A 14,719-nucleotide genomic window follows, 5' to 3' on the forward strand; every position below is an offset into this window, starting at 1 on the left:
CGCCTTCTGCCTTTGCTTTTCGGCCTCGTGATTGTCCTGTTGCTGACAGGACTGCGCGGGGCCGATCCCTATCCGGTGCAGGTGCTGCGCGAGATCGCCTTCGACAGTTATCAGCGCCTGAAGCCGCGGGTGGCGGGCGATCCGCCGGTGCGGGTCGTCGATGTCGACGAGGCCTCGCTGGCGCAGCTGGGGCAGTGGCCCTGGCCGCGCAGCATGCTGGCGGAAATGACCGACCGGCTGACCGAACTCGGCGCTGCGGCGATCGGTTTCGACATGCTGTTTCCCGAAGCCGACCGAATGTCGCCCAGCCGCATCGCGGAGACTTTGCCCGGTATCGATGTCTCGGCGCTGCCGGACAATGACGCGCTCTTTGCCTCTGCGCTCGCCCGTGGACCGTCGGTGCTCGGCTTCTCGCGCTCGCCGCAGGGGCCGCCGATGACGGGACGGCCGAAATCCGTTCCCGCCGTCAGCGGGCTGGATCCGCGCGCCAACATCCCCCTGCTGCAAGGCGTCGCGGCGCCATTGCCGGCCTTGCGCGACGCGGCGCCGGGGCTTGCCGCCGTCAGCCTCAACACCCGCGCGTCGATCAGCGCCGTACGGCAACTGCCGATGCTGTGGACCGATGGGGAGCAGATCTACCCGACGCTTTCGGTCGAAACCCTGCGCATCGCGCTCGGCCTCGGTACCATGGTTGTGCTCGGCGACACCGAGCAGGCGGGCTATGTCGACGGGTTGCGACTGGGGCCCTTCACCATCCCGACCACATCGGATGGCGGGCTCTGGCTCTACTACAGCGAGCCGCAGCCGCAGCTGGTGATCTCCGCCGCCGATCTGATGGGCGACGATTACCTGCAGCTCGCCGACAAGGTCGCGGGGCGAATCATCCTCATCGGCACCTCGGCCAGCGGGCTGCTCGATCTGCACAATACGACGCTGGGCGACAATGTCGCGGGGGTGACGGTCCACGCCCAGGCGATCGACCAGATCGTTTCGAATACCTATCTCACGCGGCCCGACTGGGTGCGCGGGCTGGAACTCGTTTCCTTCTTTGCGCTCGGGCTGCTGCTCGTCGCGATCGTTCTCTATTTCGGGCCGACCGTCGGCCTGATCGGTGGCACGCTGGCGCTTGGCGCGGCGATCGGCTTTTCGTGGTGGATGTTCAGCACCAGGGGCATCATGCTCGATCCGAGCTGGCCGCTGGTCGGTGCGGTCCTCACCTATACCGCCATGGTGTTCCTGCGCTTTGCCACCACCGACGCGGCGAAGCGCCAGATCCGCAAGGCCTTCGGCTATTACGTGTCGCCGGCGCTGCTGAGCGAAATCGAAAAGTCCGGCAGCGATCTGAAGCTGGGCGGTGATACGCGCCGCATCACGGTGCTCTTCTCCGACATGCGGGGCTTCACCGCCCTCAGCGAAAAGCTCGACCCGCCGCGCATCCTGCGCATTCTCAACACGCTGTTCGGCGCTCTGGGCAATGAGATCGTCGGCAAGTTCGGCACAATCGACAAGTTCATCGGCGACGCGATCATGGCGTTCTGGAATGCGCCAGTCGACGTGCCGGATCAGGAGGCCCGCGCCATGGAGGCGGCGCTCGGCATGCGCGAGCGGCTGGCGGCGCTCAATGCCGAAGACGCCTTCCGGCTGAAGGCCGACAAGGCGCCGGTAGAGGCCTTGGGCATCGGTATCGGCATCAATGCCGGCGATGCGCTGGTCGGCAATATGGGGCTCGATACGCGCTTCGATTATTCGGCTCTGGGCGACACGGTGAATGTCGCGAGCCGCATTGAAAGCGCCACCAAGGACGTTGGCTACGACATTGTGGTGACCGGTGCGGTGGCGGATGCGGCGCCAGAGTTTGCCCTGCTGCCGGCCGGGGCGCTGGCGCTCAAGGGCAAGGCCGAGCGGGTTACCCTGTTCGTGCTCGTGGGCAGCGAAGCGCTCGCCAGCAGCGCGGCGTTCAGCACGCTGCGCAGCGCGCATGAGCAGCTCGTCGCGGGCCTGCACGCCGGCGCTGATGTCACTGAGCAGATGGCGCGCTGTCGCCAGCTCGCGGCGGATGTCGAGCCCGGACTGCCGCGGTTCTATGACGCCATAGCGGAGCGGCTGGCCGATTTCGGCCCGCCCGTCGATGCCGATCAGTCCGTGGCTGCTGCGCCCGCGGCATCCGAGGTCGTTCCGGCACAATAGGCCTGCCGCATCTCTTCGATCTCATCGAGCGCTGTGTGAAAGGCGCTCCAGTCATCCGTCTCCGCAATCGGCGCCCAAAGGGTCTCCATCTCGTCGATCAGCATGGTGCGCGGTGATTCACGTGAAAAATACGGGCGCGCCAGGGCTTGGGGGACGGCGCTGAAGTCCGAGATCATAGCGCGCAATGACGCGAACTCAGGCGTCTGGTAATGCGCCGCCGCGGGGCTTTGCAGGGCCCGTTCGGCATCGCCGCCGCGCCAGTCGAAGAAGAACCGCTCATAAGGGGCCTGGGTGGCGTGCAGGGCGGCGAAGATTTCCGCGACCAGCGCCGAATCCGCTTCGGTGCCCGCCGATTTCAGGCCCAGCCGCTCCAGCATCGCCGTCCAGATCGCCTGCTGAAAGGCGGGCCAGAAGCGGTTGAGCGCTGCCTCCAGCTTGGCGTGTTCACCCAGCGGTACCAGGCATTCGGCGAGCCGCGTCAGGTTCCAGGCGAGGACGTCTGGTTGGCGCCCGAAGGCATAAAGCCCTGTCTGGTCGAAATAGGCTGCGGTGAAGGCCGGGTCATAGGTCGGCAGGAAGCGCCAGGGGCCGTAGTCGAAGCTCTCGCCGGTGATGTTGATATTGTCGGTGTTGAGCACGCCATGAACGAAACCCGCTGCGATCCAGCGCGCGCCGGTCACTGCCACCTTTTCGGCCACGGCGCCGAGGAAAGTCGCCGCGCGGTCCGGATCGCCGTCGCGCCAGAGCGCCGGGTAATAGTGCTTCACCGCATGGTCGAGCAGCGTCGCCATGGCGTCGGTCTCGCCCAGATAGTTCAGCCGCTGGAAGCTGCCGATGCGGATGTGCGAATGGCTGAGCCGCACCAGCACTGCGCCGCGCGTCGGCGAGGGCTCGTCGCCGCGCTCCAGTTCCTCGCCGGTCTCGATCAGGCTGAAGCTTTTCGAGGTATCGACGCCGAGCGCTTCCAGCATCGATGTCGCCAGCACTTCGCGCACGCCGCCCTTGAGGGTCAGCCGGCCATCGCCACCGCGCGACCAGGGCGTGCGGCCCGAGCCTTTGGTGCCGAAATCCAGCAGCCGGCCGGTGCCATGTTCCTCGGCCTGGGCAAACAGAAAGCCGCGCCCATCGCCGAGATCGGGGTTGTAGCTCTGGAACTGGTGGCCATGATAGCGCAGGGCCAGCGGCTGTTCGAAACTGCCGGGCAGGGGCGCAAAACGGCCAAAATGGGCAATCCATTCTGCGTCTGTCAGCCCATCCAGTCCGACCGTCGCCGCGGCGCGCTCGTTGCGATAGCGCAGGCGGGTTTCGGGAAAGTCGGCGGCGCTGACGGCGTCGTAAAATTCGGGACCGAGATCGGCATGGGTGCGGCGGGGGATAAAGCTCATCGGCGCAGTCTGGACAATTTCCGGTGCAATGGCCACGGGGACTATTTTTGACCTTTCGGTCAAAAAACATCTGTGCTGATATCGTGAAAGAGTGGCTGGGCGAAAAGGATGCCGCTCAAGGAGGCGGAAAATGACCCAATCGGCGTTTCGAACCGAGCGCGACGGCCTGATCGGCTACGCGGCCATGCTCGAGCAGTTCCATCCCAAAGAGGTGGTCGACCTCAGCGTTTATGCCGAGGAAAAAGGGTTCAACGGCGTGATGGCCGCCGACCACTTCCAGCCCTGGGTGCCGCAGCAGGGCCAGAGCGCGTTCGTGTGGAACGTCCTTGCGGCGCTGGGCGAGCGCACCAAGGGCGATTTCGGTCCCGGCGTCGTCGCCCCGACCTTCCGCTGGCATCCGGCGATGGTGGCGCAGGCCGCTGCGACGATGTCGGCCATGTATCCGGGCCGTGCCTGGCTCGGGCTCGGGTCAGGCGAAGCGCTGAACGAGCACATAATTGCCGAGTACTGGCCCGATGTCGGCGAACGCTCGGCGCGGATGTTCGAAGCGATCGAGATCATGCGCAAGCTGTTCGATGCCTCGATCGCCGGCAAGGACGTCAAGCACAAGGGCACCTATTACAAGATGGAGGCGACGCGGCTGTGGACCATGTCGGAAGAGCCGCCGGAAATCATGCTGGCCACCGCAGGTCCGCTCAATTCCAAGAAGGCCGGCAAGTTCGCCGACGGGATGATCACCGTGGGCGCGCCGCTCGAAAAGATCGAGATGCTGTTCGGCCGTTTCCATGAAGGCGCGCTTGAAGCCGGCAAGGACCCGGACACCATGCCCAAGGTGCTTCAACTGCATCTGAGCTGGGCCGAGACCTATGAACAAGCGCTCGAAAACGCCATGGTCGAATGGCCCAATGGCGGCATGAAGTTCCCCAAGGCCGATATCCGCTCGCCCTTCGATTTCGAACAGATGGCCAAGCTGGTGCGGCCCGAGGACTTCAAGGGCCGCATGGTGATCTCGCCCGATGTCGACGAACACCTCGCCTATATCCAGAAATTCGCCGATCTCGGCTTCGATCGCATCTATCTTCACAATGTCGGGCGCAATCAGCGCGAGTGGATCGACGTTTTCGCCGAAAAGGTGCTTCCCAAGCTGGTGCGCAAATGAGCATCAACCGCCTCAGTTTCTGGGGCGTGCCGGGGATCCCTGAAATCCCGGCGGGGGCCGATCTCGTCGCCGTCATCGGCGATGCGATCGCGGCCAGTGCCGCTGACGATCCAGAGGCGGCGCTGCGCGATGGCGATATCCTCATCGTCACCAGCAAGATCGTTTCCAAGGCCGAAGGCATGCAGGTGCCAGCCGAGGACCGGGATCGCGCGATTGCCGAGGATACGGTGCGGGTCGTCGCGGAGCGCGTCCACCCGCGCGGGGTGATGCGCATCGTCGAAACGCGGCAGGGGCTGATCATGGCCGCGGCCGGCATCGACATGTCCAATGTGCCCGATGGCGTGGCGCTGCGCCTCCCCGCCGATCCCGACGCATCGGCCAGGGCGCTCTGCGCCGGGCTGCGCGACCGCTTCGGCGTTACACTGGGCCTCATCATCACCGACACCTTCGGGCGGCCGTGGCGCATCGGGCAGACCGATGTGGCGATCGGGGCCGCAGGACTGGTGCTGACCGATGACCTGCGTGGTGGCGTCGATGCCAACGGGCGTCCGCTCGATGTCACCGTCGCCGTCCTCGCCGACGAGCTCTCCGGCGCTGCCGACCTCGTCAAGGGCAAGGCTTCCGGTGTGCCGGTCGCGGTGGCGCGCGGCATGGGGCGGCTGGTCATCGGGCTCGATGCGCCCGGCGCCCGTACCCTGGTGCGCGGTGTCGACGATGACATGTTCCGCTTTGGCAGTGCCGAAGCCTATCGGCTGGGCTATGAGGCGGCTCTCGCCGAACAGCGCGAAGCGGCGCCCGAGCGCCGCGACGCACCAGCGTCAAAGAAACAGGAAAAGGTGTAGCCATGCGTCATGCTGGCCAGATAGCCCTCGCCGCGGGTCTCGCGGTGCTCTCGCTCGCGGCTGCGCCGGCGCGCGCCGAAACCGTCTACCCGCTGACCCTCGACAATTGCGGCTTCACCGTCACCATTCCCGCTGCGCCTGAGCATGTCGTCACCATCAAGTCGACGGCGACCGAAATGCTGGTGGCACTGGGCCTCGGCGACCGGATCATCGGAGTCGGCTTTCAGGACGGCCCACTGCCGCCGGAGCTCGCGGCGCAGGTCGGCGGGTTGCCGGTACTGGCCGACAAGCTGCCCGGGCCCGAAGTCGTTCTGGCGACCGAGCCCGACTTCATCTATGGCGGCTGGGAGAGCAATTTTGCCGGCGACGGCGCAGGCGAACGCACGACCCTCGCCGAGCTCGGCATAGCGAGTTATGTTTCTCCCGCGGCCTGCCGCACGCCCGGCTATGTGCCCGAAGACCTGTCCTTTGCCGATGTCTTCGCGCAGATCACTGAGATGGGCGAGATCTTCGACGTGGCGGACCGCGCGGCAGAGCTGGTCGCCAGCCAGCAGGCACAGCTCGATGCCGTCGATCCGGACACGCGCGGGCTGACGGCGCTGTGGTATTCGTCCGGCACCAAGACGCCCTATGTCGGCGGCGGCGGTGGTGCACCGGACATGATGCTCGACGCGCTGGGGCTCGAGAACATCATGGGCGAAACGCCGGAAAGCTGGCTCTCGGCCAGCTGGGAAGCCATCGTCGATGCCGATCCGGACGTGATCGTTCTGGTCGACGCGGCGTGGAACCCGGTGACCCAGAAGATGCAGTTGCTGAAGGAAAATCCGATCACCAGCCAGCTCGATGCGGTGCGCCACGAGCGCTATCTGGTCGTTCCCTTCCCGGCCTCCGAAGCCGGGGTGCGCAATGTCTCCGCAACGGCCGACATGGCGGCGCAACTGGCCGCACTCGACTTTTCCAAATGAGTGAGGCGCCGCGGCGGATCCGGCTGCTCCCCGCGGCTGCGGCGCTGGGCCTGCTGCTCGTCGTCTCGATGCTCGTCGCGGTCACCCTCGGCCCGGCCGATATCGGCACGGGGGAGGTCTTTTCGGCCATTGCGCACCATTTGGGGCTGGCGCCCGACAGCACCGTGTCGCGGCTGCGCGATGCGATCATCTGGGAGCTGCGCCTGCCGCGGGTGCTGGCTGCTGCCGGTGTCGGGGCGGGGCTGGCGCTTTGCGGTGCGGTGATGCAGGCGCTGACGCGCAATCCGCTGGCCGATCCCTATCTGCTCGGGCTTTCGGCCGGCGCCTCCCTCGGCGCCGTCGGTTTCCTCCTCGCCGGGCTCGGCCTGCTGCTCGGGGTCGGGGCCTTCCTCGGCTCGGGCGCGGCGCTGGTGGTCACGCTGCTCATCGCCCGGTCGCTGGGCGGCATCACCCCGGCCCGCGCGGTGCTGGCCGGCATCGCGGTTTCGGCGCTGGCCTCGGCGCTCACCTCCTTCCTGATCTTCTGGTCGGCGACCGGCGATTCCTATCGCGAGATCCTCAGCTGGCTGATGGGGTCGCTCAGCGGCACCGGGTGGTCGGATGCCGCACTGGCGCTCGGCGCCGCCCTGGTGCTCGGCCTGCCGATCATTGCCGGCGCCAAGGCGATGGATGCCTTTGCCTTCGGGGATCGGGCCGCAGCGGCGCTGGGTGTCGATGTGGCCCGGATGCGCTGGTTGTTGCTCGGCGCCACGGCGCTGCTCACCGGCCTGCTGGTCGCGGTCTCGGGCGCCATCGGCTTTGTCGGTCTCGTCGTGCCGCATGTGGTGCGGCTCGCCACCGGCACGCAGCACCGGCGGCTGTTGCCGCTGTCGGCGCTGGCCGGTGCGGTCTTCATGGTGTGGACGGATACGGCGGCACGGAGCCTCTTCGCGCCGCGCGAACTGCCCGTCGGCATCCTCACTGCGTTGATCGGCGCGCCGGTGTTCTTTGCCGTGCTCATCCGCTACCGGAGGGCGACATGAGCCTCGTCGTCGCCGATGCGCGGCTGACCCGCGACTCCAAACCGATCCTCGATGGCGCTGGCCTCACAGCGCCGTCCGGGAGCCTTCACGGCCTGATCGGGCCCAATGGCGCCGGCAAATCGACCTTGCTGCGCGCCATTCTCGGGCTCGAGCCGCTGGATCGGGGCAGCGTGCAGTTCGACGGCGCGGATTTTCTCAGCCTGCCGCGTGGCGCCCGGGCGCGCCGCGCCGCCTATGTCGAACAGATCAGCGGCACCGAAACGCCGATGGCGGTCAGCGACGTGGTGATGCTGGGGCGCATCCCGTTCCAGTCGGTGTGGCAGGCGACACCGACGCGCGACGACGAGGCGGCGGTCACCCAGGCGCTCGACGCCGTCGGCATGACAGCATTCGCCAATCGCAGCTTTACGACGCTCTCCGGCGGCGAGCAGCAAAAGGTGCTGGTCGCCCGCGCCCTGGCGCAAAGCCCGTCGCTGCTGGTGCTGGACGAGCCGACCAACCATCTCGATGTCGCGGCGCAACTGGGCATGCTGGCGCTGCTCCGCCGCCACGCCGCTTCGGGCATGACCATTGTCGTCGCGCTGCACGATCTCAATCTGGCGGCGCAATATTGTGACGGGCTCACCGTCATGGCGGCCGGGCGCACAATTGTCGCCGGCGCGCCGGAGGCAGTGCTGACGCCTGAACTGCTGCGCACGGTCTATGGCGTCGATGCCGATATCGTGGTGCATCCGCGCAGCGGCAGGCCGCTGATCGCCTATGCGCTGCCGACCGCGCCGAACGCCTCGGGCCCCAAACAGCATTGACAATCGCCGCCGCCCGGCGTGAAATTTGACCAACTGGTCAAACACTGTGACGCGGGACGGGGTTCGCAATGGAATTCGGTATCACCTTCAAGGGCTTCATCGATCACGAGCGGGCGCGCTACCTGGTGCGCGCCGCCGAATATGCCGGGTTCTCCTATTGCTGGTTCTATGACAGCCACATCCTGTGGCGCGATTGCTATGCGGCGATCGCCATGTGCATGGAACACACCGAAACCATGCGCTTCGGGCCACTGGTGACCAACCCAGATGTGCGCGACTGGTCGGTTGCCGCCTCGATCTTCGGTTCGCTCTCCAAGCAGTCGGGCGGCCGCTTCGATCTCGCCGTCGGGCGCGGCGATAGCTCGATGCGCGTTATGGGCAAGAAGCCGGCGAAACTGGCGCGCGTCGCCGAGTTCATCCACAAGACCAAGGCCATGGTGCGCGGGGAGGAGGTTTCCTATTCCGACATCCCGGAAACGGTTAAATTCCCCTGGGCGGTCGGGCACGAAATGCCGAGCTGGATCGCGGCCTATGGCCCGCTGGCGCTGAAGACCGCCGGCGAAAATGCCGATGGCGTGGTGCTGCAGATCGGCGATCCGGGCCTGTGCAAATGGTTCACCGACCAGTGCATCGATGCCGGCAAGGCAGCCGGGCGCGACATGTCCGGCTTCCGCTCCATGGCGGCCGCTCCCGCCTATTTCGGTGACAAGGAGCGCGCCATCGCGGCGACGCGCTGGTTCCCGGCCATGGTCGGCAATCACGTCGCGGACATCGTCGAAAAATACGGGGCGGACAGCGACAAGGTGCCCGCCAGCCTCACGAGCTATATCGAAAAGCGCCGCGGCTACGATTATTCAAAGCACGGCCAAGCCGACAATCCGTTCCTCGATTTCATCACCGAGGACGTGGTGGAAAGCTTCTGCGTCCTCGGCACTCCGGCCGACCACATCGCCAAGCTGCACGATCTCGAAGCCGCGGGCGTCACCCAGTTCAACATTTATCTCGACAGCGGCGACGAAGAAGAAATCATCGCCACCTACGGCCGCGAGGTCATCCCGGCGTTCCGCTAGGTCAAGGTGAGCGACGACCGCTCATATCGGTGCCGTTTGTCCCTTGCCTCGCCTCCCTCATCGCCGGGCTTGTCCCGGTGATCCAGGGGCGATGGCGGTGATGTGTCGAGATGGCTCTGGATGGCCGGGACGAGCCCGGCGATGAGGGGTCGGCAGTCAGGCGATGGACCGGCTGCTAGCGCTTGAAGGTCGCCACCACTTCGACATGCGGGGACCAGGCGAACTGGTCGACCGGGGTCACCTTGCGCAGCTTGAAGCCGCCGGCGACCAATAGGGCGGCGTCGCGGGCGAAACTCTGCGGGTCGCAGGAGACCGCCACGACGCGCTTGACCTTGGATCGCGCCAGTTCGCGGGCCTGATGTTCGGCGCCGGCACGCGGCGGGTCGAACACTATGACGTCATAGGGGTCCAGTTCCACCGGGGCCAGCGGGTCGCGGAACAGGTCGCGCACCATGGCGGTCACCGGCTTCAGTCGCTGGGTGTGGTTCACGGCCTTTTTCAGTGCCTCGATGGCCGGGCGATCGCTGTCGGCAGCATAGACCTTGGCCTGCGCCGCCATGCGCAGGGTGAAGGGTCCCATGCCACAGAAGAGGTCGGCGACCGATTTGGCGGCGCCGATCCCTTCGAGCACCAGATCGCCGAGCCTGGTTTCCGCGGCAGCCGTCGCCTGCAGAAAGCTATTGGGCGGCAGCTCGACCAGGCTCGCGGCCATGCGCACCGCCGGCGGGCGGCTCATGAACACCACTTCGCCGTTGAAGGTCATCCGCGCCAGCTTGTGGGCCCGGGCGAATTCCGCGGTCGCCGTCGGCTTCAGCTTGCGCTCCGATTTGACGGAAAGGTCGAGCCCGGTGTCGGTTGCGGTGAAATGCGCGTCGGCGTCGCCCACCAGCGTATGCAGGGCATGGGCAATGCGCGGCGCCGCCTCCCGCAGCGCTGGCACGAGGATCGGGCAGACCTCGATATCGAGCACGTCGTGGCTCTTGGCGCGCATATAGCCAGCGGCGTCGCGGCGAACATGCAGCGTCGCCCGCCGCCGGCCCGCGCCACGCGCATCGATCAGCGGGTCGACCTCCACCTCGTCGAGGCCGTGATGGTCGAGCGCCGTGCGCACCAGGTCGCGCTTGAACGCTGCATAGGTCGTCGGGCCGACATGCTGCAGGCTGCAGCCGCCACAGGTGCCGAAATAGGGGCAGAAGGGCTCGATCCGGTCGGGCCCCGGATCGGTGACGGAAACCAGCCGCATCCGGCCGTCGTCGGCTTCCGCTTCGATCTGGTCGCCCGGCAGGGTGAAGGGCACGAAATAGCGCTCTCCGCCTGCGTCGGCGATGCCATCGCCATACTGGCCGAGTGCGCTGATCGTGAGGTTCATCATCAAATTGCCGGTCGGCTGACCTTTTCGAGCAGGCTGGCCAGAGACACGAAGGGGATTTCCATCCGCTCGCTCAGTCCGGTCGCACAGGTCGAAACGGTGGAAATGCCGACGGTGCAATCGGCGGGGATCTGCGCCTTGCCGAAACGGGTGGCATGGGCATTGAGTTCGGGCACGAACAGGCCCTTGTCCCCCGCATAGCCGCAACAGCTGATGGCGTCCAGCACCACGACCTTTTCGGCCATGGCGGCTGCGAGCGTGCCGATCAGTTCCTGCTCCTTAAGCCGCTGCGCCGAGCAGTTGAGGTGCACGGCAACGGCGGGGATCGGGCTGGTGATGGTGATCCGCGGCAGCACTTCGTTCAGCAGGAATTCGGCGGAGTCGGCGACGGCGGCCTTGCCGGGGTGTTCGCGCATGTGCTTGGCGCAGGTCGAGGCGTCGGTGACCACCGGGGTCTTGCCGTCATGCGACAGGTCGTCGAGCTCGGCGCGCGTCGGGCCGCCAACGCGTTCGGCTTCCTCGGGAAAGCCCTTGGACTGGAAGGGCTGGCCGCAGCACTGGCCGTCGAGGTGATCGGGCACCACGGGAGCAAAGCCGGCGCGTTCGAGCAGCGCGATCATCGCGTCGGTGGCGGGCAGCATGCCGAGCCGGTTGGTCGGGGCGCCGAACATGCGGGTGGCGCAGGAGGGGAAATAGACCACCTTGCCATTGGGCGCATCCATCGGCTCGGGCCGCTTCGGCGCACCGGGGCCTGGCCGCAGCGCCGGGCTGACGCGGGGAATGCGGTCGCCGCTGACCTTGCGGGCGAAGCGGGCCAGCGAATCGGTGGCGCCATTGCCGATGATGGTGCGGCTCAGCGCCTGGGCGCCGACACCCAGTTTCATCGCGTGCTCGACCGGGCCGGTAAGCCCGCCGATCGTATGGGCGAGCTTGCGCTCGCCGTCGGTGCGGCGGCGCGCCCGCTCACCGATCACCATGGTGCCGGTCTCGATGCCCACCGGGCAGCGCAGGGCACAGACATTGCCGGCGGCACAGGTCGCGAGGCCGGCATATTCGAAGCCCTCGTCCATGGCCTTCAATCGCTCGGGGTCCTCGCCTGTGCTGCGCAGGCGGGCGCGCTCGCGGGTCACGGCAATCCGCTGGCGTGGCGACATCGTCATGTGGTGGCTGGGGCAGGCGGGTTCACAGAAACCGCACTCGATGCACAGGTCGACGATATCGTCGGCGAGCGGCATCAGCTTCAGATTCTTGACGTGGATATCCGGGTCGGGGTTCAGCAGCACGCCTGGGTTCAGCAGGCCTTCGGGGTCGAAGATCTGCTTGATGCGGTGCATGAACACATAGGCCTTGCTGCCCCACTCGGCCTCGACGAAGGGCGCGATGGCGCGGCCGGTGCCGTGTTCGGCCTTCAACGAGCCGCCATAGCGGATCGAGACCAGCTCGCTCAGCGCCTTGGAAAAGCGGTCAAACTTGTCCGCCGCCTCGGGGTCCTTGAAGTCGTCGCTCATCTGGAAATGCAGGTTTCCAGCCAGCGCGTGCCCGAAAATGATCGCGTCGTCATAGCCGTAGTCGTCGAGCAGCTGGCGCATGGCAATGACGAAATCGGCGAGCTTGTCGATCGGCGCGGCCACGTCCTCGGTGAGCATCGAGGTGCCCTTGGGCCTCGCGGCGCCGCCGGTGGCGAAAAAGCCCTTCCGCACGTCCCACAGGTCGTGCGAGCGCTTCTCGTCGGGCGAGAAATCGATATGCGTCGCGCCTTCCGACTTCAGCGTGGCGATGCATTTCTGCGTCTCGGCCGCCAGCGCCTCCGCATCCGGCGCGGTAACGTCGATCAGCACCGCCGGCGAATTCTCGGTGAAATAAGGCACATAGGGCGCAATCGCCGGCAGGTGCTCCACCGTGGCCAGTGCGCGGCGCTCGATATATTCGGCGGCCGTGACGCCCGTCGTCGTCTGCACGCCGCCATTGGCGAGCTTGGAGATGGCGCGGGCGCAAGAATGCGGATCGGGGAAGGGGATCAGCCCGGTCACCCGGAAGGGGTGCTCGTCGATGGTGTTGTAGGTCACCTCGGAGACGAAGCCGAGGGTGCCTTCCGAACCGACGATCAGGTGAATGAGGATATCGATGGGGTCGTGGAAATCGACCAGCGCGTTCACCGCGTAGCCGACAGTGTTCTTGATCCGGTACTTGTGGCGGATCAGATCCACCAGTTCCTGATCGGCGGTCACCTCGCGGTGCAGCTCAAGCAGCTTATCGAGGATGTGCGCGTGGGTCTGGCGGAAGCTCGCGACCGACTCCTCGTCGCCCGAATCGAGCACCGTGCCGTCCACAATCATCACCCGCAGCCGGTGCATGGTGTAGTAGGTGTTGTAGGCGACGCCGCAGCACATGCCGGACGAATTGTTGTTCACCACGCCGCCTATCTTGGCGGTCGCCTGGCTGGCAGGGTCCGGGCCGAGCTTCTTGTTAAACGGCTTGAGCAGCTTGTTGACGTTGGCGACGATATTGGCCGGGCCCAGCGTCACGCGCTCCCCGTTGTCGTCGATCCTCACCTTGCGCCAGCCATCGCCGAGAACCGCGAGCACACCGTCGGTGATCGACTGGCCGGACAGCGAAGTGCCGGCGGCGCGGAAGGTCAGCGGCAGCTTTTCGGCCCGCGCGGCTTCAATCACCGCGCGCACTTCGTCCTCGGTGTTGACGATCACCACCACCGCCGGCACCAGCCGGTAGGAGCTGGCATCGCCCGAATAGGCATAGGTCATCACCGCATCGGTCATGATGCGGGACTCGAGGATCGTGGTGTCCGCCAGCCGCGCAACAACGCCGGCAGCCGCCTTTGCCTTGTCCACCCCGATGGGGGCCATCTCGTTCACGTCACTACATCCTCAGGTGAGATTTGCACCCATGGTAGAGCGATTTGGGGGCAATAGGGAGTCGGCGCACGCGCTTGTGGTTCCGCAGCGCGAAAAGACAGCAAAAAAGCGACGATACCTTTTCGGTACCGCCGCCCTTATTGATCTTACCGGCCGTTGCTGTCCTGGCGGATATCCGCAGCAGCCCGGCGCAGAATGGCCGCGACGCGGCGCTGCGCCCCCGGATCCTCGGAGACGGCCTGCCGAATCGCCTTTTTCAGCGCCTTGCGCGCCGCCTTCACATCGGGATCGAGATCCTCGCCATCACCGCGGGCGTCCTGACGGGGCGGCTCGGACGGGCGCGCCGAGGTGTAGTGGTCTTCGTACTCCACGTCGGTGTGGCCATACATGCCGGCGCCCTGGCCGGCCTCGCCATCGCGGCCGCCATCGTCCTCGCCCGAGTTGAAGGGCCAGCCGGGCTGGCTCATGCGGTCGCGCCAGTCGTTCATCCGGCTGCCGGCCTTGCCGAGGAAATCGAGGGTCGAGTCGATCGCCTCGCGATTGTCGTCGAGATGCGTCCGGCCCGTGTCGGTGATCGTATAGAGCTTCTTGTTGCCCTCCGTCGCCGAGGTCACATAGCCGGCCTCCTCGAGGAAAGTCAGGGCCGGATAGACGATGCCCGGGCTCGGCGAATAGAACCCCATCGAGCGCTCCTCGACGGCCTTGATGATGTCGTAGCCGTGACGCGGCTGCTGCTCGATCAGGTAGAGCGCCACCAGCCGCAGGTCGCCCGAGGCCAGCATGCGGCCAATGCGGAGATTGCCGCCCAGGCCCATGAAATTGCTCATCTTCGAGGTGTCGAAGTTGAGATCGATGTTCGAAAAATTGCGAAACCCGCGGCGCGCCATGCCTTCCATGCGGCGCCACTGGCTTTCCCAACGGTCCCAGCGGTGATCATCTTCGTCGCGCATATCCGTCTCCCAAGATATATCTTAGCGTTGCTCAAGAGGTGATGCCGCAGCCATGAGGTATCAAGACCTATCGCAAGATATATCTTTTGGT

The 14,719-nt window shown here is 66.2% G+C and carries 11 protein-coding genes; 7 read left to right on the forward strand and 4 right to left on the reverse strand.

Annotated elements, in window-relative coordinates; genetic code table 11:
- The first annotated feature begins 39 nt into the window (after positions 1–39).
- A complete protein-coding gene (locus ACN0TK_RS00065) occupies positions 40–2,187 on the forward strand; it encodes a CHASE2 domain-containing protein (RefSeq protein ID WP_417307386.1) in 2,148 nt (715 codons plus the stop codon).
- Here the strand turns inward: ACN0TK_RS00065 and ACN0TK_RS00070 are convergent.
- Positions 2,136–3,572, reverse strand: coding sequence for a protein adenylyltransferase SelO (locus ACN0TK_RS00070; protein ID WP_417307387.1), 1,437 nt, complete (start codon positions 3,570–3,572; stop codon positions 2,136–2,138). The two genes, ACN0TK_RS00065 and ACN0TK_RS00070, sit on opposite strands and share 52 nt — an antisense overlap.
- 130 nt (positions 3,573–3,702) lie before the next feature.
- On the opposite strand from ACN0TK_RS00070, the gene ACN0TK_RS00075 reads away from it, so the two are divergent.
- From ACN0TK_RS00075 to ACN0TK_RS00100, 6 genes are all read left to right on the forward strand, one after another.
- On the forward strand, positions 3,703–4,731 hold the full coding sequence (locus tag ACN0TK_RS00075) for a TIGR03557 family F420-dependent LLM class oxidoreductase (RefSeq protein WP_417307388.1): 1,029 nt from the start codon (positions 3,703–3,705) through the stop codon (positions 4,729–4,731).
- Complete coding sequence (gene cofE / locus ACN0TK_RS00080) at positions 4,728–5,573, forward strand: coenzyme F420-0:L-glutamate ligase (RefSeq protein WP_417307389.1); 846 nt, start codon at positions 4,728–4,730, stop codon at positions 5,571–5,573. The genes ACN0TK_RS00075 and cofE overlap by 4 nt, the downstream gene beginning before the upstream one ends.
- 2 nt (positions 5,574–5,575) lie before the next feature.
- Positions 5,576–6,538, forward strand: coding sequence for a putative F420-0 ABC transporter substrate-binding protein (locus ACN0TK_RS00085; protein WP_417307390.1), 963 nt, complete (start codon positions 5,576–5,578; stop codon positions 6,536–6,538).
- Positions 6,535–7,560: a putative F420-0 ABC transporter permease subunit gene (locus tag ACN0TK_RS00090; RefSeq protein WP_417307391.1), complete on the forward strand. Its 1,026-nt coding sequence runs from the start codon at positions 6,535–6,537 to the stop codon at positions 7,558–7,560. Before ACN0TK_RS00085 ends, ACN0TK_RS00090 begins: the two co-directional genes overlap by 4 nt.
- Positions 7,557–8,366, forward strand: a complete 810-nt coding sequence (locus ACN0TK_RS00095) for an ABC transporter ATP-binding protein (protein ID WP_417307392.1) — start codon at positions 7,557–7,559, stop codon at positions 8,364–8,366. Before ACN0TK_RS00090 ends, ACN0TK_RS00095 begins: the two co-directional genes overlap by 4 nt.
- 68 nt (positions 8,367–8,434) lie before the next feature.
- Entirely contained in the window at positions 8,435–9,436 is a 1,002-nt protein-coding gene (locus tag ACN0TK_RS00100) for a TIGR03842 family LLM class F420-dependent oxidoreductase (protein WP_417307393.1), read from the forward strand.
- Positions 9,437–9,611: 175 nt separating this feature from the next.
- Here ACN0TK_RS00100 and ACN0TK_RS00105 read toward each other — a convergent pair whose 3' ends face one another.
- From ACN0TK_RS00105 to ACN0TK_RS00115, 3 genes are all read right to left on the reverse strand, one after another.
- Complete coding sequence (locus tag ACN0TK_RS00105) at positions 9,612–10,805, reverse strand: class I SAM-dependent RNA methyltransferase (RefSeq protein ID WP_417307394.1); 1,194 nt, start codon at positions 10,803–10,805, stop codon at positions 9,612–9,614.
- 2 nt (positions 10,806–10,807) lie between these two features.
- The gene (locus tag ACN0TK_RS00110; RefSeq protein ID WP_417307758.1) at positions 10,808–13,669 is read right to left on the reverse strand and encodes an FAD-binding and (Fe-S)-binding domain-containing protein; all 2,862 of its coding nucleotides are present in this window, start codon (positions 13,667–13,669) and stop codon (positions 10,808–10,810) included.
- A gap of 155 nt (positions 13,670–13,824) precedes the next feature.
- Positions 13,825–14,628 (reverse strand): PadR family transcriptional regulator, encoded by an 804-nt coding sequence (locus ACN0TK_RS00115; protein ID WP_417307395.1) that lies wholly within the window; start codon positions 14,626–14,628, stop codon positions 13,825–13,827.
- Positions 14,629–14,719 lie beyond the last annotated feature (91 nt).

The sequence above is a fragment of the Devosia sp. genome, assembly GCF_048261455.1.
Taxonomy (GTDB): domain Bacteria; phylum Pseudomonadota; class Alphaproteobacteria; order Rhizobiales; family Devosiaceae; genus Devosia_A.